The sequence below is a fragment of the Carnobacterium sp. genome, assembly GCF_040274425.1.
Genome location: NZ_JBEMBC010000037.1, coordinates 1 through 25,728 on the forward strand (window position 1 = coordinate 1; position 25,728 = coordinate 25,728).

Genomic DNA, 25,728 nt, shown 5'->3' on the forward strand with positions numbered 1-25,728 from the left:
TCAGGTGTTACCGGAATGAAAAATATTCAAACGAAAATGGACGTTATCTCAAATAATATTGCCAATGTAAATACAACTGCATTTAAAACAGGAAGAGTGCGTTTTGAAGATATGTTGAGCCAAACAAATGCCTCAGCTCAAGCAGGAATCAATGCTCAACAAGTTGGTTTAGGGGTTCAAGTTGGTTCTATTGATACTGTTATGTCAGGTGGATCATTGCAATCGACCGGAAGATCATTAGACTTTGGGATTGAAAATGGCGACAGCTCGTTCTTTACTGTAACAGATGGCACAAACACTTTTTATACTAGAGATGGTGGCTTCTATGCAGATCCCGAAGGCAATTTAGTAACAAGCAGCGGATTAAAAGTACAAGGATACACACAAGGAACACCTGCAGCAAACGATGATACCTTTGAAATAGATAGTTTAGGAACAAACATGTCACCTATTAACATCCCTAAAACGATTCCAAACGCAGATGGAACAGGTACGCTTGAATTACAAAGCTACAGCATAGATAATGATGGGTTTATAGTTGGATCATACAGCGGCGGGAAATCAATGGTCTTAGGACGTATGGGTCTAACGTCATTTTCTAACCCAGATGGATTAGAAAAAAGCGGTGGGAACTTATACACAGCTTCTGCTAACTCAGGCGATCCAGTAGCAGGTAATCCAGGAGATACAGGGTACGGCAGTGTTCGTTCAGGATTCTTAGAAATGTCTAACGTGGATTTAGCTAATGAATTTACTGAAATGATCGTAACCAGCAGATCTTACCAAGCCAACTCAAGAAGCATTACAACTTCAGACACGATGTTAGAAGAATTGATCAATCTGAAAAGATAAGTAGGAACTAGATAAGGAGGTTCTTTGACAGTCCAAAGAACCTTCCATCTTGTTAAAAGGCCGATAACAGAATGGAGTTTGAGTATGATTGCTTTAACAGCTGTTTCAGGAAAAGAATTTTATTTAAATTGTGAATTGATTTATAGAGTAGACCGTTCTTTTGACACTATTATTACATTGACTGACGGGAAAACGGTAAGAGTCACCGAAACTGAAAAAGAAATAGTAGAAAAAGTCATTCAATATAAAAGAAAAATATACAACGGTTTTACAGAAGGAGAAATATGAAAAAAAACATTGTACCAATAGTTGGTTTAGTCTTAGGATTGGGGTTGATTATTTGGTCGATCACTTCTAGTGGCAATATTGCCAGTTTTATTGATACACCTTCGTTAGTTATCACACTTGGCGGTTCGTTCAGTGCCATACTGATCAGTTTTCCACTAAAATCGATTAAAACATTGCCGTCTATTTTGAAAACATTATTGCTTAACCCTAATACTGATTACGCTAAATTGATTGAAACTTTTGCGGCATTATCTAGAAAAGCAAGGAGCCAAGGGATCTTAGCAATCGAAGGGGATATAGAAGAACAAGACAATGAATTGATGGTAAGCGGATTGCAAATGGTTGTAGATGGTCTGGAACCAGAAACCATTAGAGACATTATGGAAATTACGACAGAGAATATTGAAAAAAGACATAGCGTTGGGCAAGATATCTTTTTAAAGTGGGGCGAAATGGCTCCGGCTTATGGGATGATTGGAACATTGATTGGATTGATCATAATGCTGGGAGAGTTAGATGACCCTAGTACCATTGGTGTGGGAATGGCTACAGCCTTAATCACTACTTTCTATGGAAGTTTCTTGGCAAACTTAGTCTTTATTCCGATTGCCAGCAACTTGCAAATGCAAACCATTGAAGAGGTACAGACCTGTGAAATGATCATTGAAGGTGTCTTATCCTTGCAAGCTGGTGAAAATCCACGTGTCATTGAACAAAAATTAAAAGGCTATCTGCCTTTTGAAAATAAAGAAGAAGCTATGAAAGCTGCAGCAAAACTTCAACAAGAGGAACAGAATTATGGCTAGAAGACGGAAGAAAAAAGAAACCAAAAACAATTCAAGTAGTGGTGGAGGATGGATGACGACTTTTTCAGACTTGATGTCGTTGTTGCTGACTTTCTTTATTTTACTGTATTCCATGTCAAGCGTCAGTGCGGAAAAATTTGAAGCTGCAGCTAAGTCTATGCAATCAGCATTTGGCGGTGGAGAATCGATGATTGAAGGAAGTACAGTAGTAGATATTGAAACAGAAAAAATAACAGAAAAAAGTGAAGAAACGATTGATCCAGAACTGGTCAAAATGTATAACGAAGTTGTCGCCTTTTTAGAAATGAAAGAGATGACTTCTCAAGCTAGCGTTGAATACGATCAAGATGGGATTTATGTAAACATTCAAGAATCAATTTTATTTGGAAGCGGAAGTGCTATTATCGCTGATTCTGGAAAGAATACGTTAAATGATCTGGGCGAATTGATTCAACAATTTGACAATGCTGTGGTGATAGAAGGCTACACGGATAATGTGCCGATGAATAATAATAATTTTAGCAGCAACTGGGAATTATCCACAGGAAGAGCATTATCCGTCTTGCGGTATTTAAGTGAAGAAAGAAATGTTGATCCAACGAGATTGGCAGCTAAGGGATACGGTGAGTATCATCCAATTGTTCCAAATGATTCAGAAAGTAATAAAGCAAAAAACAGAAGAGTAAACATAGTACTTGTTTATGATCGGCAAGGAGGCTAAATAGATTATGGAAGCTGAAAAAGGTAAAGCAACTAAGGGGAAGAAAAAATGGTTATGGATCATTATTATTCTCGTTGCAGTAGTAATAGGAGCTTTGGTTAGTTTTGGTTTTACTTCTGGCAAAGCACAAGATATTATTTCAAATTTAGCTAAAGAAGAAGTGGTGGAAACGACTGTGCCATTAGAGGAATTTTTGATCAACTTAGATTCTGGTACATCCGTTAAGAAGAACTTTCTGAAAATTGAACTTTCTTTACATAGTTCAAGAGAAGGCGCTGGGGAACTGTTAACTGCGAATGTTGATCAAATTAGAGATACGGTTATCTCAGTTTTACGTAAGAAAACAGAAGCTACTGTTTTTAAAGAAGAAGAGAACAACTTGCTTCTTAAGCAAGAATTAAAAGAGGCTATCAACGCTCAATTAGATGAAGAGATAGTAGACGATATCTTTATTACCAATATCGTTACGCAATAAGAGAACGGAAGAAGGAGGAGTAGAAAGTTGGAACTGGGATTAAGTTATGTAGTGAAAAGTGTCGTAGCATTAATTGTGATCATACTTGCGGCTAATTATGGACTGAAATATTTAAGTACCTTTATGACAAAAAGAAATCAAGTGATCAAGGTGATTGAAAGAACGCCAATCAGTAAAAGTTCAGCACTGAGTATCGTAGAGATTGCAGATACGTATTACTTAATGAGTTTTACCGATACTCGCAATGAGATATTAAGAGAACTAACTACAGAAGAAAAAGAAAAAATCACCGCTAATATAGAAGAAACAAAACAAGTTGTTCCAATGAAGGCTAAAAATACCTATTCTGGGAAAAAAACGAGTCAGACCTTTAAAACATTACAGTCTCAGTACCAATCTTTTTATGAAAAGAGGAAATAGAGTTGCAAAAGAAAAAAATCTTAGTTTTAGCTTTATCCCTCTTTTTCACTACTTTCGTACTCTTTCCACAAGTTGTTTCAGCTACTGAAATAACAGACGGATTAAGTGGATTAACAGAAGCTATAGGGAATCAATCAGGAGGAACGTCAGAAGTTGTCCAATTGTTTCTTTTAACGACTGCGTTAAGTTTAGCACCAACATTTTTGGTGCTGACAACTTGTTTCACTAGGATTATTGTTGTCTTGTCTTTTGTTAGAAGTTCGTTAGGAACGCAACAAAATCCACCGAATATAGTATTGATGGGAATAGCGCTTTTCTTATCTCTGTTTATCATGCAACCTGTTTACACAGACGTTATGAATGATGCTATTACACCTTACATAAACGAAGAAATTTCTGGACAACAAGCTTTTGAATCAGCAGAGCTGCCGATCAAAGAATTTATGTACAAGCAAACAAGAGATGAAGACATTCAGTTATTTTTAGATATTTCTAAAACGGAAAAACCGGCAGATGTGAATGACTTGCCTTTAACTGTGGCGATTCCTGCGTTTATTATCAGTGAATTAAGAACGGCATTCAGTATTGGATTTTTGATTTTTATTCCATTTTTGGTGATTGATATTGTAGTAGCGAGTATTTTAATGTCGATGGGGATGTTTATGCTATCACCCGTTATGATTTCATTGCCATTCAAACTATTATTATTTGTTTTAGTCGATGGATGGTATTTAGTTGTTGAATCGTTAGTTACAGGATTTCAGTAGAGGTGTAGAAAATGACAATAGTAAAAGTTTTAGATGTTATAAGAGAAGCCTTTATGGTTATGATCACTGTAGCTGGGCCGACCTTGATTATTGCACTAGTAGTAGGGTTGATCATCAGTATCATCCAAGCAACCACACAACTTCAAGAACAAACGTTAAGCTTTGTGCCTAAGATTTTAGCGGTAATCGTTTCGTTGATTGTTTTTGGAAATTTTATGCTGAATAGCTTAGTTGGGTTTACGCAGAAAATTTTTGAAATGATCGCGGAACTCTGAGAGGGTAATCATGACTATACAACTGCAAACCATTATTTTAATATTTATACGTATAACCGCTTTTATCGTAGTTAGCCCGGGATTTTCCATTAAAGGATTGCCCAGTGTTGCCAAAATCGCTTTATCTATGGGAATCACACTCGCAGCTTATTCAGCAGTACCTGTAATGGAGCAAGAAGCAGCTACACTTTTTTTTGCACTGCTGGTCGTGAAAGAAGTATTAGTGGGAATCGCAATTGGTTTTATCACAAAACTGTTCTTTTCTGCAGTAGAGATTGCTGGGAATCTTGTGGATTTCCAAGTTGGCTTTTCTATGGGAGCTGTTTACGATCCAAGTATGGGGATAAACGTTTCCTATTATGGGAAAATTTATTATTGGTTGTCTATGTGTGTGTTTTACATGACTAATCTGCATCACATTGTCATCAAAAGCTTGGTTCAATCCTTTCAATATATGCCGATTTCCAGTACAAATATAGGCAGTTTTGGCGTAGAAGGAATGATGAAGCTCTTGGGCATTATTTTTGAATTAGCTTTTAATTTAGCAGCACCTATGATCATTGTGGCTTTACTGACAGAAGTGATTTTAGGGTTGATTTCGCGTTCGGTTCCTCAAATCAATGTGCTGATCTTAGGGATGCCTTTGAAGATCGTGGCCAGCTTTGTGATCATGTTGATACTACTGCCGACTTTAGTCAAAAATATCCAAGAAATATTGCCGTTAATGGTGAAATACATGAACGAGTTTCTTCAATCGTTGTAACGAATGTGAGGTGAGAGTGTATGGCGGAAAAAGATGGTAAAACTGAAAAAGCCAGTCCCAAGAAATTAAGGGATACAAGGAAAAAAGGGGAAATTCCTAAAAGTCCGGATTTAACTTCCGCTGTTACATTTATCGTCTTTATCCTTGCAGCAACGTTTTTAGGGAATTACATATTGAAATATAGTTTACTTTATTTACAAAATTACTTATCAGCAGGTTTCTCAGTGAACGGAATAGAAAATGATTTGGCAAGTATTGGGATGAAGTCGATCGTTTTTGTATTAGTATTGGCTGGACCTTTTCTAGCCATTGCATTTGTGGCAGCATTTGTCGCCAGTATTGTCCAGACTGGATTTTTATTTTCAGCGGAGCCAATCAAATTTAAATTAAACAAAATAAATCCGATTAGCGGTTTTAAGAACATGTTCAGCAAGAAAACACTATTTACGATGGTCAAAAACGTTGCCAAGTTGACACTAGTCTTTTGGATGGCGTATAAGACGCTAGAAACATCGATCTATTTGATCTTAAATTCCGGAAATGTTGGAACTGAAAAATTATTTTTCTTGATGTCTGATCTTGTGATGGAACTAGGTACACAACTAGGGATATTGCTTCTTATTTTAGGATTAGTTGATTACATTTATCAAGTTTATGACTATCGCAAGAATTTGAAGATGTCCAAGCAAGAATTGAAAGATGAGTACAAGGAATCTGAAGGGGATCCTCAGATCAAGTCTCAAAGGAGACAACGCTACCGTCAGTTGACAAAAGGAGCGTTGAAAGATGTAGAAACGGCAACAGCTATTATTACAAACCCTACGCATCTAGCTATAGCCATTCGCTACGAAAAAGGCAAAGATGAGGTTCCAATCATTGTGGCTAAAGGAGCAGATCACCAAGCTGCAAAAATTAGAGAACGGGCTAAAGCATACGATGTTCCGATTATTGAAAATAAACCGGTCGCTAGAGCCATGTATAAAACGGTCGAAATCGGCCAGCCAGTACCAATAGATCTTTACCAAGCCATTGCTGAAATACTAGCATTGGTATACCAAATGGAAGAAATAAATAAAAACAAGATTTAATGCTGATTTAAGATAAGGAGTTCAAAACATGTCTACTGCTTTTTGGGGGAAATTAGAAAAAATAACCGGTTCTTTAGATGTTATCGTAGCTTTTTTTGTAATGGCTATCCTAGCGATGATTATTATACCTTTACCATCTGGATTACTCGATTTGATGTTAGTGATCAACATAGCGTTGTCGATCACCATATTATTACTGACTCTGTTCACAAAAAATGTATTGGAGTTCTCAACTTTTCCTACGATTTTATTGATCACGACGATGTTTCGTTTAGCACTGAACATCTCTTCTACACGACTGATCTTGACTGAAGGAGAAGCCGGAGCTGTGATTGAAACATTTGCTAATTTCGTAGCAGGAAGCAATTTCGTTGTTGGAGCGGTTATTTTCATCATTATCGTGATCATTCAGATGATGGTCGTAACGAATGGTTCCAGCCGTGTTTCTGAAGTTTCTGCCCGCTTTACATTAGACGCTATGCCCGGTAAACAAATGGCAATCGATGCGGATTTGAACTCAGGATTAATCAATGAAGAACAAGCTAAAAAAAGACGATCAGATCTTGAAAGAGAAACTCAATTTTTTGGTGCGATGGATGGAGCGAGTAAATTCGTAAAAGGGGATGCCATGGCCGGTATCATTATCACCGTAATCAACTTGATCGGCGGAGTAGCTATTCATTCACTGCAAAACGGCATGCCTATTATGGAAGCGTTGATGACTTTTGGGAAGTTAACGATTGGGGATGGACTGGTCAGTCAAATCCCTTCCTTATTGATCTCGGTAGCGTCTGGGATATTAGTGACGCGTTCTGGAAGCCTTAAAGGCTTTGGGAGCTCGATGGGTGAAGAATTATTCGGTTCGTCAAAAGTAATGATGATGCTGTCAGTGATTTTACTTTTATTTGCTATCATGCCTGGCTTCCCAACGATTCCATTTTTATTATTGGGTGTTTTGAGTGGAGCAGCTGGTTATTTATTGATGGAAAACGAAAAATCTCAGAAAACCAATCAAAAAGCTAAAGAAATGCGGTCAATGGCTGCACAACGAACCAAAAGTGAAAAGACTGTTGATGAATCTGTCGCATCGTTTCAAGTGGATCCTATATCCATTGAGATCGGTTACGGATTAATTCCTATTGCGGATGAAAACCAAGACAATAATTTAATGAGCCATATCACAACCATACGGAAACAAAGTGCTCATGAATTAGGTATTCTATTGAGTCCAATTCGTATCCGAGATAACTTGCAATTGAAAGCCAATGATTATGTGATAAAAATCAAAGGCAATGTCATTGCTCGTGGAGAATTGTATTTAGATAAGTATATGATCGTTGATCCTGGTGAAACAGAGTTTGACTTTGATGGAATTCCTACAAAAGAACCGGCTTTTGGACTGGACGCTATGTGGGTGAATGAAAGCGATCGTGAAGCAGCTGATTTAAGAGGCTATACAGTAGTCGATCCGATAACCGTTTTAGTGACTCATTTGAAAGAGACCATCTACAAATCAAGTTATGAATTATTAGGCAGACAAGAAGTGAAACAATTGCTGGAAGGCATCAAAGATAAATACGGTGTAGTGATTGATGAGCTGATCCCAGATATTCTTCGATTAGGCGAAGTCCAAAAAGTCTTGCAAAATTTATTGAAAGAAAATATTCCAATCAATGACTTGGTAACTATTTTAGAAACATTGGCTGATTATGGAAATACAACAAAAGATAGTGAAATGCTGACAGAATATGTTCGTCAAGCGTTAAAACGAACGGTTGTTAAACCTTACTTAAATGAACAAGATGTTTTACAAGTTGTCACGATTTTACCGGATACAGAGGAGCTGATCACAAGAAGCATCCAAAAATCTTCTGCTGGATCTATTCCAATTTTACAACCAGATACAGTAACGAAAATTTTTGATAGCATCACAGCTATTCATAATCAACTCTCAGCAAGAGGCATTCCGCATGTTTTATTAGCCTCACCAAAAGTTAGACCCGCTTTGAAAAATCTATTAACGTATAATTTTCCTGATTTAGCGGTCGTATCATTAAACGAAGTACCAAACGATGTACCTATTGAAACAGTAGGTATGATTGAGGGATAAGAATGAAGAAATGATTGGAATTGGAAACAGTCTATTCATTTTAAGGCAGTCTGTTTAAGAGGGAGGGGTGCAAATGTATTACGAAAATGATAGGGAAAAGGAAATCATTAAATACCTTCCCTTAGTAGAAAAGATCGTCAATCGAATAGATATCAAACGGAGTGAGTACGATCGAGAGGATCTATACAATATAGGTGTCATTGGTTTGATGGATGCTCTTGAGAAATTTGATAAGGCTAAAAAAGTTCCTTTTGAAGGGTATGCGTACATTAGAATAAAAGGTTCGATTATTGATGAAATAAGGAAAACGGCTCCAGTATCTCGATCACGAATGGGAAAACTGAATGAGTATTATCGTGCTAAAGAAAAATTAGAAGCCGATCTGATGCGGACACCTACTGAACATGAAATTTGTGAAGAGCTAAAAATCGATGAGAAAGCTTTGTCTAAAATTCATGAAACAGTTCATCATCTTGCGGCTGTCTCATTGGAGAAAGTCATGTTCAGTGATGACGGTAATTCAATTGAATTGCTGGACTTTTTGGAAGATACACATGAAACGGGTTCCGAAGATCGTTTATTAGATAAAGAACGCCAACAATTGCTTACAAAATATGTCAGTACACTGAGTGAAAGAGAACAGACTATTTTAAACTTGTATTACGTTGAAGAGTTGTCACTTAAAGAAATCGCGTATATTTTTGACATCTCCGTTCCAAGAGTTTCACAAATACATGGCAAAACGATTTTAAAGTTAAAAGAATCAATGAGGAGAGAATACGATGATTAGAAGTTTAACAACACTCAACAACAATTTTAATATTCTGCAAAAGAGACAAGAGAATATCAGTGCCAATGTGGCGAATATCAATACCTCTGGCTATAAATCGCAAGAGATCATTCAAAGTACTCGTGCTTCAGAAGTTATGTCTAATCACTTAGATGGCCCATTATTAAATCAACAACAAGACATTGGCGGGTTTGTATTCAGCAATCAAATTGATGAGATCGTTCAAAACTTTAGTCAAGGTGGATTAAAAGCAACGGCTTCGGCAACAGATGTAGCGATTCAAGGCGACGGTTTTTTTACAGTTGAATCACCAGATGGAGGAAACTACTATACACGTAATGGGAATTTCACAGTAAATGATGCTGGACAGCTCGTTACTCAAGAAGGATACCGTGTTCTTGGGACAACTGGGAATGGCCAATCCGCCCCAATTCAAGTCAACAGTTCAGATTTTTCTATTGACAACAGAGGAAATCTGGCAGGAACTGGAATGAGCTTGATGATCACTGAATTTAACGATACAGCTGGATTAACAAGAGTGGGAGACACACTGTTTACTGGACAAGGTGGAACGGTACAAACTGGCGGTACAGTAGTACAACAAAACTATTTGGAAACATCAAATGTAACGACCGTAGATGAAATCACAAATTTGATGCAAGTCTCAAGAGAATTTGAAGCGAATCAAAAAGCACTCAGTGCAGCGGATGAAACGTTAAGAAAAGCTGTCAATGAAGTTGGAAAAGTTTAGGAGGAAGAGAAAGTGAGTATACCTTTAAGCATCAGTAAAAGCGGCATGAATGCGATCCAAAATCAAATGGATGCTGTATCAAACGATATTGCAAATATCAATACGACAGGGTACAAATCGAAAAATATTAGTTTTAATGAGTTGCTATTAAATGACATAAATGATGGAGCAGTGTACTTATCAGATGATGCTCAAGGTTCAGGAATAACGATAGGAACGAAAAGCGGAGTAACATCTACAAATTTTGCCCAAGGTTCACTTGTTTCTGATCCTAATGATTACCATTTGGCGATTGCTGGAGAAGGATTTTTTGGTGTCACGGGAGAAAATGGAGAGCGTTACTTAACGAGAGACGGTGCTTTTCATGTAAATGGTGATAAATCCATTACAAATGATAATGGAGACACGTTGGAGATACAAACGATTATGCCAACTGATCAATGGCCGGAAGGTGATGTGACTATCGCTGAAAATGGCGAAGTGACGATCAATTCAACCAATGGCAGTGTGTTAGTGGGAACGATTCCCTTGTTTCAGCCTGCTCAATTGAATGAAATGGTCCCTGTAGGAGAGAATAAATACCGTTATGAGGGAGCGTTCGCTACAGGAGAAGGTTCGATTCAACAGCATTATTTAGAAGCATCAAATGTTGATTTAGCTTCTTCTATTACAGAAATGATGTTGGCACAGCGTTCGTATTCACTAAATCTTAAAGTCGCACAAGGAACAGATGAAATGGCTTCCGTTATCAATCAGTTTAAACAGTAATTAGTAGACACAATAGGAAAAGGGATTACCCCTTTAGGCAAGTGCACTTTATCGGATTTTGGTTGACGTAAAGTAAGCGTCAGGAAAGAATTTGAGGTAAGACAGGTGACAATAGATGATTAGAATGAAAAATGTCGTTAAAAATTACTCTAAAGGAGTAAAAGCTCTTCGAGGCATCAATCTTACAATTGAAGACGGAGAGTTTGTCTATTTAGTCGGAGCAAGTGGTTCTGGAAAATCAACGTTAGCTAAGTTGCTTTACAGAGAAGAGAAAGCAACTAAAGGACAAATCGAAGTTTGTGGTCACTTGATTTCTAAAATGAAAGAAAGAGATATTCCAAAACTTAGAAGACAAATTGGGATTGTTTTTCAAGATTTTAAATTATTGATGGATCGTACAGTGTACGAAAATATTGCTTATGCATTAGAAGTAATCGGCACAGAACCGGAAGAAATCGAACCATTGGTGATGCAGGCACTGCGTTATGTAGAGCTTGAAAGCAAAGCAAATGATAAGCCAACGGATTTGTCTGGTGGAGAACAACAACGTGTATCTATTGCACGAGCAATCGTTAATTCCCCTAAACTCATTATTGCAGATGAACCAACCGGAAACTTAGATCCTCAAACAGCTTTAGAGATTATGCGGTTATTTTATCGGATCAATCAAAAAGGAACAACGATTCTTATGGTTACACATAATCGCGGCATAGTAGATAAGATCCGCAATCGTGTAGTAGAGATTGAACAAGGTAAGGTCGTGTGGGACGAGAATAAAGATGAAGATGTGATTCAATACGATGTTTCATTAGGAGAATACGTAGCTGTTTAGTCAATAAACAATAATAGTAGGAAAGAATGAACGAAAAGATGAGTTGAAGTATCAGAAGATACTGGACTGATCTTTTTTTTTGCAAATTAGTTAAGAAGAATCATGTAATTAAGCTAAAGTTCTTAAAAAAACAACCGATATAGTAAAAGACATACAGAAATAAAAATATATTTATCAAGAATTGGGAAAGAAAGGGAGTAAAATAGTTGGAAAATAATATTGAAAAGAAAGCCGTAAATGCGAATAAGTGGAGTATCAAAAATTGGGATACATCAAGATTCACTAATGTATTGCGGTTTAAAAGTTTAAAAACGAAAATTCTATTATCTTTTATGACCATCATTGTATTGGTTATTATCTTATCTTCAATAACTGTTGTAACCATTTCGAGAGCGAATGATAGTACAGAACAAATGGTCGATGAAGAACTAGCACTTTTGATTGTTAATGATAATTTGACATTTAGTCTGTCACAAAGAATTGCTGCAGCGCGAGGATACATATTATTTGGAGACCAAATGTATAAAAATTTGTTCAATCAATATACTGAAAAAAGCCATGAGTATGAAAAGACACTTTTCACTCTGACTGATTCAAAAGCATCAAAAGAAGTGATCGCACGAAGCAATGACTGGGAACAGATGGTGCTTACAGAAGTATTTGAACGATACGATAACGGCGATACGGCTAGTGCAGCCAGTTATTTGAGATCCTCTGTTGAACCTTACTCAAATGACTTAATCAATGAGTTTGAAAAATTGTCCACTAAACGAATGGATTCTATTAATGCAAATGCCCAGTCCGTAACGAGTTCAGGAAACCGTTCATTGATATCCATATTTAGTATCAGCATCATTATTATTATATTAGGCATCGTCATTGGTTTAATAACCTCAAATTCGATTATTAAACCAATCAATAAAGTAGTTGAACGAATGAAAATAATTGCATTTGGAGATCTTACTTCTGATCCATTAGAAGTAACCTCAAAAGACGAGATAGGTGAACTGGCTATAGCGATAAATCAAATGCAAGTGATGGAAAAAGAAGTTATGGAAGGCATTCAAATGGCTTCTGAAATGCTAACGAATCACAGTAACGAATTGAATCAAGCAGCAAATGAAGTTAAATCAGGTTCTGAACAAGTCGCTATAACAATGCAAGAATTAGCAACTGGATCTGAATCACAAGCAACTACTGCGAGTAATTTAGCAGTTGTCATGGATAATTTTACGAAAAAAGTCCAAATGACCAATAAAAATGGAGAAAAAATCAAAGCCTCTTCTGAAGGTGTATTGTCTATGACAACCGAAGGGAAGCAATACATGGAAGATTCGAGTCGCCAAATGTCTAAGATCGATGAAATCGTTCTAGATGCAGTATTCAAAATGTCTGTTTTGGACCAACAAACAAATGAAATCAATAACTTAGTTGTGATTATCCAAAAAATTGCTGATCAAACTAATTTATTGGCTTTAAATGCTGCTATTGAAGCAGCTCGAGCTGGAGAACATGGAAGAGGATTTGCTGTTGTTGCAGATGAAGTTCGTAAATTAGCGGAACAAGTAGCTGTTTCTATTACTGATATTACTGGATTTGTTGGGAAAATCCAAACGGAATCTAAACGCGTAAGCGATTCTTTACAAGTCGGTTATAAAGAAGTAGAACAAGGAACCAGTCAAATCAGCAAAACTGGAGAGACCTTTAACAAAATCAATGCTTCTGTTACTAAAATGGTAGAGGAAATCAAAGGCATTTCAGAAAACTTGGAGAGCATCCAAACAAACAGTGAAATCATGAATAGTTCTATTGAAGAAATTGCATCAGTGTCAGAAGAATCAGCTGCAGGCGTCGAACAAACATCTGCTGCATCTCAACAGATCACTAGTTCTATGGATGAGGTTGCTGAGAATTCTGAACAACTTTCTGATTTAGCTAAAGGGCTAGCAGAAATGGTAGGAGAATTTAAAGTGTAGTTTGAAAAAGAAGCTAGAAAATAGTCAAACAAAAAGGCTGGAATTTTTCCAGTCTTCTTGTTTGAATGAAACACTTAATGAAAAAATAAGCATGACAGGATTACCTTCTAAGGAAGGTAAAAGAAAAAAAGGTCTAAGAATAATTCTTTAAGAATAAAAAAGGGAGTTAGCGGTTTTTTTTAAGATGTTTAAGTAATAATGATAGACTTGCTAACAAATAAGAGGAGAAAATGAAATGAAAAAGAAGTTTAAGTTTAAAAATATCCGCGCAAGAATTATAACCGGTTTTGCAATAACACTATTACTAATGTTGGTACTCAGCTACTATACAATTTCATCTATAAGTAAAACAAACCAATCCTTAAAAAAAATTCTAGAAGAAGAAGTAGAACTTTTAGTAGTAGATGAAAAGCTTGCAACGAATATGAACAAGCGAACCAGTTTACTGAGAGGATTCATGTTTTATGAAGAAGAGTCGTATAGACAACAATTCGAAGATGAAACTGATGTAAGTATTGCATTGGAAAATCAAGCTCTTGAATTAAGCAATTCTGAAGAACTAGATGATTTAATTAGTAAAAAAATCGAATGGGGCACTCTGACAAATGAGGCTTTGGCAGCCTATGATGAGGGAGACACAGAAAATGCACAAGAAATAATGATTGAGCAAGCTCAGCCAATCGAAAATGAATTAGTTGCCGGGTTCTCTAAATTAGCTGAAGAACGGGAAAAGGAAATCCAAGTAATCGGACAACAAGTAATAGACAATGGAGAACAAGTACGAGTCATCAGTATTATCGTTTTACTGGTTACATCGATATTATCAATCGTTATTGCCTACTTAACTTCTGCTACTATCACAAAACCTATGAAAATTGTGATGAACCGTATGGAATCTATTTCTGAAGGAGACCTTAGCCAAGAGCCTTTAGAAATCACTGAAAGAGATGAAACTGGTCGTCTGAGCCAATCCATGAATGAAATGCAAGAAACGTTAAGAAATATGGTCAATAACATCGTCAATGCTTCAGAAATGTTGACGAGTAACAGTAATGATTTAACACAATCAGCAAGCGAAGTAAAATCAGGTTCTGAGCAAGTTGCAACAACGATGCAAGAATTAGCAACTGGTTCTGAAACGCAAGCCACAACGGCAAGTAATTTAGCCCTAGTAATGGGAAACTTCACGAAAAAAGTTCAAAATACGAATAAAAATGGAGAACAAATCAAGGAATCTTCACTTGATGTTTTATCTATGACCACTGAAGGCAAACAGTTTATGGAAGACACTAGTCGACAAATGGGAAAAATCGATCACATCGTTCAAGATGCTGTAGCAAAAATGGCTACACTGGATCTTCAAACAAAAGAAATCAATAGCCTTGTTGTCATCATTCAAAAAATTGCGGATCAAACGAATCTGCTGGCTTTAAACGCTGCTATCGAAGCCGCACGAGCTGGCGAACACGGTAGAGGATTTGCTGTAGTAGCAGATGAAGTCCGTAAACTAGCTGAACAAGTTGCTGTATCAATTGCGGATATCACCGGTTTTGTTGAAAAAATCCAAACAGAATCTGAAAAAGTTAGCGAATCTTTGCAATCTGGATACACAGAAGTTGAAGAAGGAACCAAACAAATCAACAAAACAGAGCAAACATTTAATAAGATCAATGCTTCTGTTTCCACTATGGTAGAAGGTATCAAAGGCATTTCTGAGAACTTGGAGAGTATTAAAGTTAATAGTGAGATCATGAATAGCTCAATTGAAGAAATTGCTTCCGTGTCTGAAGAATCAGCTGCTGGAGTAGAAGAAACTTCTGCTGCTTCTCAAGAAATTACAAGTTCAATGGAAGAAGTCGCTGGCAATTCTGAACAATTAGCAGATCTTGCAGAAAAATTATCCAATACAGTCAACGAATTTAAACTTTAAACAAAACGCTGAGACAAAGGTTACGGGAACTTAAAAAAACGTTCATTGCAATTTCGCAATGAACGTTTTTTTGTCTTTACTTTTCCGTCAACCTAGGTTTCATGGAAAAGTGAAGCAAAAAAGATTATTCACTTTTCCATGAACAAAAGTGTAAGCAACTTTTTAGTTTTTCATTACGTTGTTCAACCGTTCATACTAGCATGTGCCCACAAAAGAAGATTTGAGACGAATTACTTTTCGTCCATCCACATTTTGTTGCATGATATCAATCAATTACTAGCAATAATTTCTTTAAATCTCTGTCTAAACTCCTTGCGATTCTCTTCAGTAAAAGGCTTCGGGCCTTTTGTACGTTTACCACTTTTTCGAACCATGGCGCTCAAATAACGGGATTGCAACAATTGATCAATATTTTCAGAAGTATATCTATAGCCAGTATGATGAAGAACAAGACATCCTTTTCCTAATCCTAATGAAGCTAATCCATAATCTTGTGTGATCAAAATTTCACCTTTTTTGATAAGTTTAATGATACGGTAATCTGCAGCTTCAGCACCGGTATCAACGTAAACAGTTTCTACTCCTGAAGGTTGTTCTTTTGTAGAAAAATGAGAAATACTTGTTACAAGTGTCACTGGAATACTTTTCGCTAAAGCTTCCTCTATAATAATATTTTTTACTGGACATGCATCTGCATCAACATAAACACGCATAAATTCACCGACTTTCTAAACAGTTGTCTATTAATAATAGTATACCAGTTGCCAGCTTATATGTTTAGGAATACTTTGAAATACGGTATGATAGAAGAGAAGAAGAAAAGGAGCTGAAGACATGACTAGTAATCTTTATTCGTTTGAACTTTTAACGGAAGAAAAGCAGACTTTTGTCAATATTGATGAGTATCTACAGCAAGTTTTATGCAAAAGCGGAGTTAAAAATGGTCTTATGCTAGTATTTTGTCCACATACAACTGCGGGCATTACGATTAATGAAAATGCAGATCCTGATGTGAAAAAAGATCTAAGCCTAGGCCTAGATCAAACGTTTCCTAATAAGAAAGAATATGTGCATATGGAAGGCAATTCAGATGGACACATGAAATCGTCTGTCATTGGAGCTAGTGAAACGCTCATTGTTTCAAAAGGACAATTGATTCTTGGGACTTGGCAGAGTGTTTATTTCTGTGAATTTGACGGACCTAGAAAACGAACCTTTTTCGTGAAAATTATTGAAGGATAAAAATAAAATTAAAAAATAAGCTAAAAAAGATTGTAATAAAAAAATAGATGATGTACAATTTAATTGTGCACAACCTATTTAGGAGGAACAAGAATGGAAGGAAACAACTTTTTATTAGAAGAACAGTTATGTTTTTCTACTTATACTTTATCTAAGCAGTTTACAAAGCTTTATCGCCCGGTCTTAGAACCCTATTCTCTTACATATACTCAATATGTAGCTTTGCTTGTATTGTGGGAAGAATCTGATCTGAGTGTTCAATCATTAGGAACGAGACTTGGACTGGATAGCGGAACGTTAACACCGATGTTGAAGCGCATGGAGTTAAATGGGTTTATTACTCGAAATCGTCATCCGGAAGACGAAAGAAAAGTAATCCTTGCAACAACTCAAAAAGCTGATGATTTAAAGGATGAGTTATTGAGAAAAGTTTCTGCCTGTCTCAACCTGTTAAATATGAATGAAAAAGATTATTTTGATTTATTGGCAAAAATAGATGATTTATCAAAAACATTAGGAGGAATTTTAAATGACTGAATCAAAAGTAATGTACCAAACAACAGCAATCAACACAGGTGGACGTAATGGAGAAAGTCGTTTGCCGGATGGTTCTTTTTCTGTAAAAGTTTCTACACCAAAACAAATGGGCGGACCTGGACAAGGTACCAACCCGGAACAATTATTTGCTTTAGGTTACAGTGCTTGTTTCAATTCAGCACTTGAAATTATGCTTAAACAAGCTAAAATCCAAGCTGAATCTGAAGTTACGGCTGAAGTTTCATTAAATTCAGACCCAACAGACAACGGATTTAAACTTTCTGTTATGTTAACTGTTGCTATTGAAGGACAAAGTCTTGAAGAAACACAAGAGTTAGCTGAAAAAGCTCATGCTTTCTGTCCTTACTCTAAAGCTACTCGCAACAATATTGATGTTGAAGTAAAAGCTGTAGAATACAAATAAACTAAATCATAAATTAAAAGAAACTAACCTGAAAAATTGTGGTCTAACAACCACTTTTATCAGGTTAGTTTCTTTTTTATGTAGTGAAAACAATACCTCAATAAGTTGTTTTTTTAGAATAATTGCGACAATGCTTGTTCAAATGTAACTTCAGATTGGTTTTTAAGAATATCAGAAAAACAATCAGCCAATAAACCAGCATCCGTTTCGGTCTTTAAGATAATCAAACAAGTATCAAAGCTGGCGATTGTCCCAGCAATTTCGGGTATTTTTAACTCATCGATTAAAGAAGCCACAATGTTTGGATGAGTAGGAACAACTAGAAGGATAACGAAAAATTGAACACAAGTAACCGTTTTGACGTAATTGATCAAAGATTTTTCTAAACGATAGTAAAGACTTTTATCACGGAAAGTATCATGATAAAAAACATACTTTGTTGTTTTGTTGGAGTGAGTTAGTTTAATTAAGTTTAATTCTTTTATATCTCTAGACAGTGTTGCTTGGGTAGTATAAATATCTTCTTTTTGCAAATGATCCATTAATTCTTGTTGTGTAGCAATATCATGATTGAGAACTAATTTTTTTATAGCAAATAAACGATCTTCTTTCTTCATAATTTCCCTCTTTTCTAAAAAAAATAAATTGATAAAAAATGTATAAATGCAACTCATATACAGTATAAAGATTCGTTTTATAATGAATATTCTATAAAAAGAATATATATGAAAAAGTAAAAGAATAATGTGATGAAATCGACATTTTGGGTGTAGGTTTTAAACTTTCTTCAAATAAATGTAAACGGTATGATAGGAATGTAATCAATAGAAACAGTATGAAAGGAAGGAAGATAGAAGATGACAACACCTATTCATGTAATGTCCGAAATTGGAAAATTGAAGACTGTATTGCTAAAAAGACCAGGCAAAGAAGTAGAAAATTTAACACCTGAGATCATGGAACGTTTGTTATTTGACGATATTCCTCACTTACCGGTTATTCAAAAAGAACACGATGCTTTTGCTCAAGCATTAATAGATCGTGGAGTAGAAGTATTGTATTTAGAAAAATTAACCGCAGAAGCGATTGATGCTGGAGAGTGTAAAGAAAAGTTTGTTGATCGAATGTTAGATGAATCAAATCTTGAAACAGATGGAGTCAAAGAAGGGTTAAAGAAATACCTTTTAAGTTTTGATACACAAGAAATGGTAGATCGTATTATGGCTGGCATTCGAAAAAAAGACGTTACTATTGAAAGCCATCATCTAGCAGATGTTTCAAGTGAAGAAGTTTACCCTTTTTATATGGATCCTATGCCTAATCTTTATTTCACTAGAGATCCAGCTGCATCTATTGGAAATGGTTTGACGATCAATCATATGGCATTTGAAGCCCGAAACAGAGAATCTCTCTTTATCGAAGCCATTATGAAATACCACCCACGATTTGCTGATCAGCAGGTGGAGATATGGCGTGATCGAAATCATACAGCTCGGATTGAAGGCGGAGATGAACTGGTTTTAAATGACAAAGTTTTAGCCATTGGAATTTCGCAGCGGACATCAGCGAAAGCAATTGAACAGTTAACACTAGAGTTATTTGAGCGCAATTCTAATTTTGAGAAAGTACTGGCAATAAAAATTCCAAATGTCCGTGCCATGATGCATTTAGATACGGTATTTACAATGGTGGATTATGATAAATTTACGATCCATCCTGGAATCCAAAAAAATGGCGGTGAAGTAGATACGTATATTTTGGAAAAAGGAGAAGAAGCTGGCACAGTTAAAATGACACACCGCTCAGATCTGCAAGAAATTTTACGTGAAGCTTTAAATGTACCAAAATTGACGTTGATTCCATGTGGTGGAGGAGATGCGATTGCTGCTCCACGTGAGCAATGGAATGATGGATCAAATACACTGGCCATTGCTCCAGGGGTAGTTGTCACTTATGACCGCAACTATGTCTCTAACGAGCTGTTACGCAGCCATGGAGTTGAAGTAATCGAAATTGCTTCGAGTGAATTATCTAGAGGTCGTGGTGGTCCGCGTTGTATGAGTATGCCACTGATTCGCGAAGATCTACCCAAACATTAAATGCTAAACCGATAAAACTTACAACAACTAAACAGTATATGGAGGAATAAGTAATGATAAAACAAGTATTTCAAGGACGCAGTTTATTAGCTGAAAAAGATTTTACAAAAGAAGAATTGATGTATTTAATCGACTTATCTGCACACTTAAAAGATTTGAAAAAAAGAGGCATTCCCCATCACTATTTAGAAGGAAAGAATATCGCATTGTTATTTGAAAAAGCATCTACTCGTACCCGCGCTGCGTTCACTACTGCAGCCATCGATTTAGGTGCGCATCCAGAATACCTTGGAAAAAATGATATTCAATTAGGAAAGAAAGAATCCGTTGAAGATACTGCTCGCGTTTTAGGAAGCATGTTTGATGGGATTGAATTCCGCGGGTTCAAACAAAATACAGTGGAACAATTAGCTGAATTTTCAGGCGTTCCTGTCTGGAATGGATTGACTGATGAATGGCATCCGACACAAATGATAGCTGACTTTTTAACGGTTAAAGAAAACTTTGGACATCTTGAAGGACTTACCTTAGCTTACGTCGGAGATGGCCGCAACAATGTAGCAAACAGCTTACTGATTACTGGAGCGATTTTAGGTGTGAACATTCATATTGTATCTCCTGAATCACTGTTCCCAGAAAAAGACTTAATCGATATGGCTCAATCCTTTGCAGATCAATCTGGCAGCAAAATTAGGATCACAAAAGATGTGGCAGAAGGCGTTAAAGGAGCAGACGTATTATATACAGATGTTTGGGTATCAATGGGAGAAGAAGATAAATTTGCTGAACGAATCGAATTGTTGACTCCTTATCAATTAAATATGGATATGGTTCGTGCAACAGGTAAAGAAGACATGATCATTCTGCATTGTCTGCCAGCTTTCCATGATACAAAGACCGACTATGGGCATGATGTAAAAGAAAAGTATCATATTGATGCTATGGAAATTACAGATGAAGCTTTTAGAAGCAAACACGCACGACAATTTGATCAAGCTGAAAACCGGATGCATTCTATCAAAGCCATTATGGCTGCAACATTAGGAAACTTATTTATTCCTAAAGTTTAGTGATATGCAGTATGAACAATAAAGTATGAGGAATTTCATTTCTCATACTTTTGTTCATAGGAATCAAAGTATGAAACCTTTTCATTTCAGCTATACCGTTCATTATTAAAATGAAGGAGGAAGAACAGTGGAAGAAAAAAAAGTAGGCTTAATTCCTTTAATTGCTCTAGTTGTCGGGTCCATTATTGGTGGCGGAATTTTTAACTTAATGTCAGATATGGCAGTTGAAGCTTCAGTGGGTCCTGTAATCATCGGTTGGATCATTGCCGGTATTGGAATGGGATTTTTAGCATTTTGTTTTCAAAATTTATCTGCTAAACGCCCTGATTTGGATGCCGGTATTTATAGTTATGCAAAAGAAGGTTTTGGAAAATACATGGGATTCAATTCTGCTTGGGGCTATTGGTTATCTGCTTTCTTAGGGAATGTTGCTTACGGAACATTACTCTTCAGCTCGATTGGATACTTTTTCCCAATCTTTGAAGACGGACAGAATCTTGCTTCTGTCATCGGGGCATCCATTATGCTTTGGTTGGTTCACGCACTTATATTAAAGGGAGTCGAAACAGCTTCATTTATCAATGCGATTGTTACTGCTGCTAAATTGATTCCTTTGGCAATCTTTTTTGTAGCCATGTTTGTAGCCTTTAAATTAGATGTATTTACTGCTGATTTTTGGGGAACCATCTCAGGGAACTTCACATTTAAAGAAGTAATGGATCAAGTTCAAGGAACGATGTTAGTAACGGTTTGGGTATTTATTGGTATTGAAGGTGCGGTAGTGTTCTCTGGACGTGCCAAAGTAAAATCAGATGTCGGAAAAGCAACGATTATTGGATTAGTAACTGTTATTGCAATCTATTTGTTGACAACGATTCTATCTATGGCTGTCTTAACAAGACCAGAACTAGCAGAATTGCCTCAACCTGCAATGGCTTATTTATTAGAAAGTGTAGTTGGTAAGTGGGGTGCAATACTGATCAATATAGGGGTTATCATATCTGTTTCAGGTGCTTGGTTGGCATGGACAATGTTTGCAGCTGAACTGCCTTATCAAGCTGCGAAACAAGGGGCATTCCCAAAATTTTTTGTTAAAGAAAATAAGAATGGTGCTCCAGTCAATTCATTACTATTTACAAACGTATTGATCCAACTGTTCTTATTCACATTCTTGATCAGTTCACGTGCGTACAATTTTGCTTTTTCATTAGCATCATCAGCAATCTTGATTCCATATGCGTTTACAGCATTTTACCAGTTGAAATTGTCTTTATTGGAATCGAATGGAACTAAACGCCGTAATCAAAATATTATTATTGGGGTAGTAGCTAGTGTGTATGCTATCTGGTTAATTTATGCAGGTGGAGTAGACTACTTGTTGTTAACCATGTTGTTGTATGCACCAGGAATTATTATTTACGCTTGGGTACAAAAAGAAAATAAAGAAAAGCTCTTTACTAAAAGTGAATGGATTGCAGCAGCAGTCGTTGTGGCACTCTTTTTACTCGCTATCGTTCAAATAATCAACGGTTCAATCGATATTAGTAATATGTAGAGGAAGGTGAAAAACATGGGGAAAAGGAAAATTGTCGTAGCGTTAGGCGGAAATGCAATATTATCAAATGATGCAAGTGCGCAAGCTCAACAACAAGCTCTTGAAAAAACAGCGGAATATTTGGTTAAATTTATTGAAAATGGAGATGATCTGGTTATCTCCCATGGAAACGGCCCTCAAGTTGGCAATCTATTGTTACAACAAATTGCCATAAATAGCCCTAAGAATCCAGCAATGCCATTAGATACCTGTGTCGCAATGACTCAAGGAAGTATTGGGTATTGGATGCAAAATGCTCTTACACGTGCTTTAGAAAAAAGAAATTTAGATAAATCAGTTGTCTCGCTGATTACTCAAGTAATCGTAGATGAAACTGATCCTGCTTTTAGAAATCCAAGCAAACCCATCGGTCCGTTTTTATCTGGAGCAGAAGCTGAAATTGAAATGGAACGAACAAAAGCCGTTTTTAAAGAAGATGCAGGAAGAGGTTGGCGTAAAGTTGTTCCCTCTCCAAAGCCAATCAGTATTAAAGAACACAAAGTCATCAATCAATTGGTCGAAAATGGAATCATTCCTATTACCGTTGGCGGAGGTGGTATTCCTGTTGTGAAAAGGGGGAAGGAATTAAAAGGGATAGAAGCAGTCATTGATAAAGATTTTGCATCTCAGAAGTTGGCTGAATTGATTCAAGCAGATTTACTGATTATTCTGACGGGTGTAAATAATGTGTATGTCAATTTTAATAAACCAAATCAAAAACAATTAAATCAAGTATCGGTTGAAGAAATGAAAACCTATATTACTGAGAATCAATTTGCTGCCGGAAGCATGCTGCCAAAAGTAGAAGCAGCAATTGCATTTGTTGAAAATGCGAAAAAAGGAAAAGCTATTATTACATCCTTAGAAAATATAGAGCAAGTATTAACAGAAGGAGCTGGAACAATCATTACAAAATAGTGTAAGCGCTATTAAAAAATGCCCATAAAAAGCAAGAAAAGCCTTTTTAAAAGAGGTTTTTTCTTGCTTTTGTGTTAAACTGATCTTGTGAAGAAATTATCTTGTGGGATGATATAGTGTACGTAAATGAAGGAGTGTTTTTGATGACCATTATTCAAAAAAAGATGACGAATTTATATGAGCTTCGTTACAGACCAGTCTTTTCAGAATTTACTGATTCAGAATTTAATCATCTCCGAAAAAATATGTATTTACGTAAATACAAAAAAGGACAAGTTTTGTTTGATGAAGGAGACATCCGAGACAAAGTATTTTATTTGTTAAATGGATTGGTCAGACTTGAAAGATATGATGAAAGTGCGTCTTATACGTATACAGATTATGTTAAAAAAGAAACGTTATTTCCTTATGGTGGTCTGTTTTCAGATGATGCTTATCATTATTCTGCGTATGCAGTGACCAATATTGAACTTTACTATATGCCTACAGGTCTCTTTGAAAGTCTAATTGCAGAGAATCCTAAACAAATGATGTACTTTTATCATAAGCTGTCTAAAATTCTTGAAAACCACGAAACCAGAGTGCAGTATATGGTCGTTTCAAGTGCTACAAATCGAATCATCAAAGCTTTAAATTATTTAATGAAAGAGTTAGGGGATTATACTAATCCAACGATGGTTAATATTCCTTACCCTATTACGATCAATGAAATAGCAGATATTAGTGGCTGTTCAAGAGAAACCGTTGGAAATACCATCAAAAAGTTAAAAGAAATGAATAAGTTGGAGTATGAGCATAAGCTCTTTATTTTTAAAGATCTGGTTTATTTTAACTCCTATACAGAGTGAAGATGGGTTTGATAATAAAACGGGTAAAGAAAATAAGAAACAGCTAAAAAAGTTCTTAAAGAAAATCTTTCTTTAAAGAGCTTTTTATTTTAGTGTTTTCCCGTATAAAAAGCTAGTTGGCTATCTAGTAGTTGTAAAAATTCTGTGGTAATATTAGGGCTAAGAAACCCTTTTCTAAAATAATTAAAGCAGACCAGTAGGAGGAAGTAGAATGATGTATGGTGCAATAGAAGCAGGCGGAACAAAATTTGTATGTGCAGTCAGTGATGAACAATTGGAAATAAAAGAACGAGTGAGTATCCCAACTACTACACCTGAAGAAACCCTTAAACAAGTCTTTGGTTTTTTTGACCAATATACGTTAACATCTATTGGAATTGGATCTTTCGGACCAATTGATGTTAATGAAAAATCAGCTACATACGGGTATGTAACATCGACCCCCAAAACAGCTTGGAAAAACTATGACTTTTTAGGTTCTGTTAAAAAGAGATATGGTATTCCAGTAGCTTGGACGACAGATGTGAACGCTGCTGCTTATGGTGAACTTAAAAGAGGAAGTGCACAAGGAACTAATAGCTGTCTTTACTTGACAATTGGAACCGGTATCGGGGGTGGAGCAGTTGTTGACGGGAAAGTATTAAGCGGATTTGGACATCCTGAAATGGGACACCTTTTAGTCAGTATGCACCCTGAAGATGATTTTGAAGGCGTTTGCCCGTACCATGGCAATTGCTTGGAAGGTGTAGCTGCAGGTCCAGCCATTGAAAAGCGTTATGGAAAAAAAGGAATGGACTTAGCTGATGATAAAAAAGTTTGGGAAATAGAAGCTTTTTATTTAGCACAAGCATTAGTCAACTATACCTTGATTCTTAGTCCAGAAAAGATTATCTTAGGTGGAGGCGTTATGAAACAAACGCAACTACTTGATTTAATCAAAAAAGAATTTGCCAATTTAATGGCTGACTACGTCAATACGCCAGCATTAGATGAGTACATCGTCACGCCTGAGCTTGAAGATAATGCTGGTATTACAGGTTGCCTATTGATGGCTATGGAAGAGAAATAAAAAAGCAAAGATCATAGAAACGTAAGGTGATAAGATGGTAACCATAAAAGATATCGCTCATAAAGCTGGAGTAGCCAAAAGTACGGTTTCCAGGTATTTGAATGGCGGATCCGTTAGTAAGAAAACCAAAGCCAAATTAGATGAAATTGTGAATGAAACTGGCTATGCACCGAATACGTTTGCGCAAAGTTTAAAAGCGAAAAAAACAAATATGATTGGAACCATCATTCCTAGATTGGATTCATTTGCGACCAATACTATTTTAGCAAGTATTGATGAAGAACTAAGGAATAAACAATATCAATTAATTATTAC

The 25,728-nt window shown here is 36.2% G+C and carries 29 protein-coding genes; 27 read left to right on the top strand and 2 right to left on the bottom strand.

Annotated features, from left to right (window positions below; genetic code table 11):
- The 17 genes from ABS911_RS08440 to ABS911_RS08520 form a co-directional block, all read left to right on the top strand.
- The coding region (locus tag ABS911_RS08440; RefSeq protein ID WP_350467219.1) for a flagellar hook-basal body complex protein at positions 1–852 on the top strand (852 nt) is incomplete at its 5' end.
- A gap of 84 nt (positions 853–936) precedes the next feature.
- Positions 937–1,140: a flagellar FlbD family protein gene (locus ABS911_RS08445; protein ID WP_034537459.1), complete on the top strand. Its 204-nt coding sequence runs from the start codon at positions 937–939 to the stop codon at positions 1,138–1,140.
- The gene (locus ABS911_RS08450) at positions 1,137–1,946 is read left to right on the top strand and encodes a motility protein A (protein WP_034537457.1); all 810 of its coding nucleotides are present in this window, start codon (positions 1,137–1,139) and stop codon (positions 1,944–1,946) included. Before ABS911_RS08445 ends, ABS911_RS08450 begins: the two co-directional genes overlap by 4 nt.
- Entirely contained in the window at positions 1,939–2,667 is a 729-nt protein-coding gene (locus ABS911_RS08455) for an OmpA/MotB family protein (RefSeq protein ID WP_034537455.1), read from the top strand. The genes ABS911_RS08450 and ABS911_RS08455 overlap by 8 nt, the downstream gene beginning before the upstream one ends.
- 7 nt (positions 2,668–2,674) lie before the next feature.
- Positions 2,675–3,142, top strand: a complete 468-nt coding sequence (locus tag ABS911_RS08460) for a flagellar basal body-associated FliL family protein (protein WP_034537454.1) — start codon at positions 2,675–2,677, stop codon at positions 3,140–3,142.
- Between the two features lie 27 nt (positions 3,143–3,169).
- On the top strand, positions 3,170–3,562 hold the full coding sequence (locus ABS911_RS08465; protein ID WP_034537452.1) for a flagellar biosynthetic protein FliO: 393 nt from the start codon (positions 3,170–3,172) through the stop codon (positions 3,560–3,562).
- Positions 3,559–4,329 (top strand): flagellar type III secretion system pore protein FliP, encoded by a 771-nt coding sequence (gene fliP / locus ABS911_RS08470; RefSeq protein WP_034537450.1) that lies wholly within the window; start codon positions 3,559–3,561, stop codon positions 4,327–4,329. Before ABS911_RS08465 ends, fliP begins: the two co-directional genes overlap by 4 nt.
- Before the next feature lie 11 nt (positions 4,330–4,340).
- The gene (gene fliQ, locus ABS911_RS08475; RefSeq protein ID WP_023179012.1) at positions 4,341–4,604 is read left to right on the top strand and encodes a flagellar biosynthesis protein FliQ; all 264 of its coding nucleotides are present in this window, start codon (positions 4,341–4,343) and stop codon (positions 4,602–4,604) included.
- A 10-nt stretch (positions 4,605–4,614) separates the two neighbouring features.
- On the top strand, positions 4,615–5,367 hold the full coding sequence (gene fliR / locus ABS911_RS08480; RefSeq protein WP_035020260.1) for a flagellar biosynthetic protein FliR: 753 nt from the start codon (positions 4,615–4,617) through the stop codon (positions 5,365–5,367).
- A 20-nt stretch (positions 5,368–5,387) separates the two neighbouring features.
- Complete coding sequence (flhB, locus tag ABS911_RS08485) at positions 5,388–6,455, top strand: flagellar biosynthesis protein FlhB (protein WP_341047427.1); 1,068 nt, start codon at positions 5,388–5,390, stop codon at positions 6,453–6,455.
- Positions 6,456–6,483: 28 nt separating this feature from the next.
- On the top strand, positions 6,484–8,565 hold the full coding sequence (flhA, locus tag ABS911_RS08490; protein WP_023179007.1) for a flagellar biosynthesis protein FlhA: 2,082 nt from the start codon (positions 6,484–6,486) through the stop codon (positions 8,563–8,565).
- A 73-nt stretch (positions 8,566–8,638) separates the two neighbouring features.
- Positions 8,639–9,355 carry a sigma-70 family RNA polymerase sigma factor gene (locus ABS911_RS08495; protein ID WP_034537441.1) on the top strand — a complete coding sequence of 239 codons (717 nt, stop codon included), beginning with the start codon at positions 8,639–8,641 and terminating at the stop codon, positions 9,353–9,355.
- Positions 9,348–10,106, top strand: coding sequence for a flagellar hook-basal body protein (locus ABS911_RS08500; RefSeq protein WP_034537439.1), 759 nt, complete (start codon positions 9,348–9,350; stop codon positions 10,104–10,106). The genes ABS911_RS08495 and ABS911_RS08500 overlap by 8 nt, the downstream gene beginning before the upstream one ends.
- 12 nt (positions 10,107–10,118) lie before the next feature.
- Entirely contained in the window at positions 10,119–10,874 is a 756-nt protein-coding gene (locus ABS911_RS08505; protein WP_350467220.1) for a flagellar hook-basal body protein, read from the top strand.
- A gap of 115 nt (positions 10,875–10,989) precedes the next feature.
- Positions 10,990–11,706: a cell division ATP-binding protein FtsE gene (gene ftsE, locus ABS911_RS08510; protein WP_023179000.1), complete on the top strand. Its 717-nt coding sequence runs from the start codon at positions 10,990–10,992 to the stop codon at positions 11,704–11,706.
- Positions 11,707–11,912: 206 nt separating this feature from the next.
- Positions 11,913–13,682 carry a methyl-accepting chemotaxis protein gene (locus ABS911_RS08515; RefSeq protein ID WP_350467221.1) on the top strand — a complete coding sequence of 590 codons (1,770 nt, stop codon included), beginning with the start codon at positions 11,913–11,915 and terminating at the stop codon, positions 13,680–13,682.
- A 235-nt stretch (positions 13,683–13,917) separates the two neighbouring features.
- Positions 13,918–15,612 (top strand): methyl-accepting chemotaxis protein, encoded by a 1,695-nt coding sequence (locus tag ABS911_RS08520; protein ID WP_023178995.1) that lies wholly within the window; start codon positions 13,918–13,920, stop codon positions 15,610–15,612.
- Positions 15,613–15,881: 269 nt separating this feature from the next.
- Here the strand turns inward: ABS911_RS08520 and ABS911_RS08525 are convergent, their stop codons facing one another.
- A complete protein-coding gene (locus ABS911_RS08525; RefSeq protein ID WP_251165652.1) occupies positions 15,882–16,325 on the bottom strand; it encodes a YaiI/YqxD family protein in 444 nt (147 codons plus the stop codon).
- A 121-nt stretch (positions 16,326–16,446) separates the two neighbouring features.
- On the opposite strand from ABS911_RS08525, the gene ABS911_RS08530 reads away from it, so the two are divergent.
- From ABS911_RS08530 to ABS911_RS08540, 3 genes are all read left to right on the top strand, one after another.
- Entirely contained in the window at positions 16,447–16,854 is a 408-nt protein-coding gene (locus tag ABS911_RS08530; RefSeq protein WP_023178991.1) for a secondary thiamine-phosphate synthase enzyme YjbQ, read from the top strand.
- 93 nt (positions 16,855–16,947) lie between these two features.
- Complete coding sequence (locus tag ABS911_RS08535) at positions 16,948–17,391, top strand: MarR family winged helix-turn-helix transcriptional regulator (RefSeq protein ID WP_023178989.1); 444 nt, start codon at positions 16,948–16,950, stop codon at positions 17,389–17,391.
- Positions 17,384–17,815: an organic hydroperoxide resistance protein gene (locus ABS911_RS08540; RefSeq protein ID WP_350467222.1), complete on the top strand. Its 432-nt coding sequence runs from the start codon at positions 17,384–17,386 to the stop codon at positions 17,813–17,815. Before ABS911_RS08535 ends, ABS911_RS08540 begins: the two co-directional genes overlap by 8 nt.
- Positions 17,816–17,928: 113 nt before the next feature.
- Here ABS911_RS08540 and ABS911_RS08545 read toward each other — a convergent pair whose 3' ends face one another.
- A complete protein-coding gene (locus tag ABS911_RS08545) occupies positions 17,929–18,432 on the bottom strand; it encodes an arginine repressor (RefSeq protein ID WP_023178986.1) in 504 nt (167 codons plus the stop codon).
- Between the two features lie 240 nt (positions 18,433–18,672).
- On the opposite strand from ABS911_RS08545, the gene arcA reads away from it, so the two are divergent.
- The 7 genes from arcA to ABS911_RS08580 all read left to right on the top strand — a co-directional run.
- Positions 18,673–19,914, top strand: a complete 1,242-nt coding sequence (arcA, locus tag ABS911_RS08550) for an arginine deiminase (protein ID WP_034537429.1) — start codon at positions 18,673–18,675, stop codon at positions 19,912–19,914.
- Positions 19,915–19,967: 53 nt separating this feature from the next.
- Entirely contained in the window at positions 19,968–20,984 is a 1,017-nt protein-coding gene (gene argF, locus ABS911_RS08555) for an ornithine carbamoyltransferase (protein WP_034537426.1), read from the top strand.
- Positions 20,985–21,111: 127 nt separating this feature from the next.
- On the top strand, positions 21,112–22,539 hold the full coding sequence (gene arcD, locus ABS911_RS08560) for an arginine-ornithine antiporter (RefSeq protein WP_023178980.1): 1,428 nt from the start codon (positions 21,112–21,114) through the stop codon (positions 22,537–22,539).
- A gap of 15 nt (positions 22,540–22,554) precedes the next feature.
- A complete protein-coding gene (arcC, locus tag ABS911_RS08565) occupies positions 22,555–23,496 on the top strand; it encodes a carbamate kinase (RefSeq protein ID WP_034537424.1) in 942 nt (313 codons plus the stop codon).
- A 143-nt stretch (positions 23,497–23,639) separates the two neighbouring features.
- A complete protein-coding gene (locus ABS911_RS08570; protein WP_051932679.1) occupies positions 23,640–24,344 on the top strand; it encodes a Crp/Fnr family transcriptional regulator in 705 nt (234 codons plus the stop codon).
- A gap of 211 nt (positions 24,345–24,555) precedes the next feature.
- Entirely contained in the window at positions 24,556–25,413 is an 858-nt protein-coding gene (locus ABS911_RS08575; RefSeq protein WP_034537422.1) for an ROK family protein, read from the top strand.
- Positions 25,414–25,447: 34 nt separating this feature from the next.
- The coding region (locus ABS911_RS08580) for a LacI family DNA-binding transcriptional regulator (RefSeq protein ID WP_350467223.1) at positions 25,448–25,728 on the top strand (281 nt) is incomplete at its 3' end.

What these genes read in the sequence shown, in the direction of transcription:
- ABS911_RS08445 (WP_034537459.1), top strand. Translation starts at nt 937, where the DNA reads ATGATTGCTTTAACAGCTGTTTCAGGAAAAGAATTTTATTTAAATTGT.
- ABS911_RS08450 (WP_034537457.1), top strand. Translation starts at nt 1,137, where the DNA reads ATGAAAAAAAACATTGTACCAATAGTTGGTTTAGTCTTAGGATTGGGG.
- ABS911_RS08455 (WP_034537455.1), top strand. Translation starts at nt 1,939, where the DNA reads ATGGCTAGAAGACGGAAGAAAAAAGAAACCAAAAACAATTCAAGTAGT.
- ABS911_RS08460 (WP_034537454.1), top strand. Translation starts at nt 2,675, where the DNA reads ATGGAAGCTGAAAAAGGTAAAGCAACTAAGGGGAAGAAAAAATGGTTA.
- fliQ (WP_023179012.1), top strand. Translation starts at nt 4,341, where the DNA reads ATGACAATAGTAAAAGTTTTAGATGTTATAAGAGAAGCCTTTATGGTT.
- fliR (WP_035020260.1), top strand. Translation starts at nt 4,615, where the DNA reads ATGACTATACAACTGCAAACCATTATTTTAATATTTATACGTATAACC.
- flhB (WP_341047427.1), top strand. Translation starts at nt 5,388, where the DNA reads ATGGCGGAAAAAGATGGTAAAACTGAAAAAGCCAGTCCCAAGAAATTA.
- flhA (WP_023179007.1), top strand. Translation starts at nt 6,484, where the DNA reads ATGTCTACTGCTTTTTGGGGGAAATTAGAAAAAATAACCGGTTCTTTA.
- ABS911_RS08495 (WP_034537441.1), top strand. Translation starts at nt 8,639, where the DNA reads ATGTATTACGAAAATGATAGGGAAAAGGAAATCATTAAATACCTTCCC.
- ABS911_RS08500 (WP_034537439.1), top strand. Translation starts at nt 9,348, where the DNA reads ATGATTAGAAGTTTAACAACACTCAACAACAATTTTAATATTCTGCAA.
- ftsE (WP_023179000.1), top strand. Translation starts at nt 10,990, where the DNA reads ATGATTAGAATGAAAAATGTCGTTAAAAATTACTCTAAAGGAGTAAAA.
- ABS911_RS08520 (WP_023178995.1), top strand. Translation starts at nt 13,918, where the DNA reads ATGAAAAAGAAGTTTAAGTTTAAAAATATCCGCGCAAGAATTATAACC.
- ABS911_RS08525 (WP_251165652.1), bottom strand. Translation starts at nt 16,325, where the DNA reads ATGCGTGTTTATGTTGATGCAGATGCATGTCCAGTAAAAAATATTATT.
- ABS911_RS08530 (WP_023178991.1), top strand. Translation starts at nt 16,447, where the DNA reads ATGACTAGTAATCTTTATTCGTTTGAACTTTTAACGGAAGAAAAGCAG.
- ABS911_RS08535 (WP_023178989.1), top strand. Translation starts at nt 16,948, where the DNA reads ATGGAAGGAAACAACTTTTTATTAGAAGAACAGTTATGTTTTTCTACT.
- ABS911_RS08540 (WP_350467222.1), top strand. Translation starts at nt 17,384, where the DNA reads ATGACTGAATCAAAAGTAATGTACCAAACAACAGCAATCAACACAGGT.
- ABS911_RS08545 (WP_023178986.1), bottom strand. Translation starts at nt 18,432, where the DNA reads ATGAAGAAAGAAGATCGTTTATTTGCTATAAAAAAATTAGTTCTCAAT.
- arcA (WP_034537429.1), top strand. Translation starts at nt 18,673, where the DNA reads ATGACAACACCTATTCATGTAATGTCCGAAATTGGAAAATTGAAGACT.
- argF (WP_034537426.1), top strand. Translation starts at nt 19,968, where the DNA reads ATGATAAAACAAGTATTTCAAGGACGCAGTTTATTAGCTGAAAAAGAT.
- arcC (WP_034537424.1), top strand. Translation starts at nt 22,555, where the DNA reads ATGGGGAAAAGGAAAATTGTCGTAGCGTTAGGCGGAAATGCAATATTA.
- ABS911_RS08570 (WP_051932679.1), top strand. Translation starts at nt 23,640, where the DNA reads ATGACCATTATTCAAAAAAAGATGACGAATTTATATGAGCTTCGTTAC.
- ABS911_RS08575 (WP_034537422.1), top strand. Translation starts at nt 24,556, where the DNA reads ATGATGTATGGTGCAATAGAAGCAGGCGGAACAAAATTTGTATGTGCA.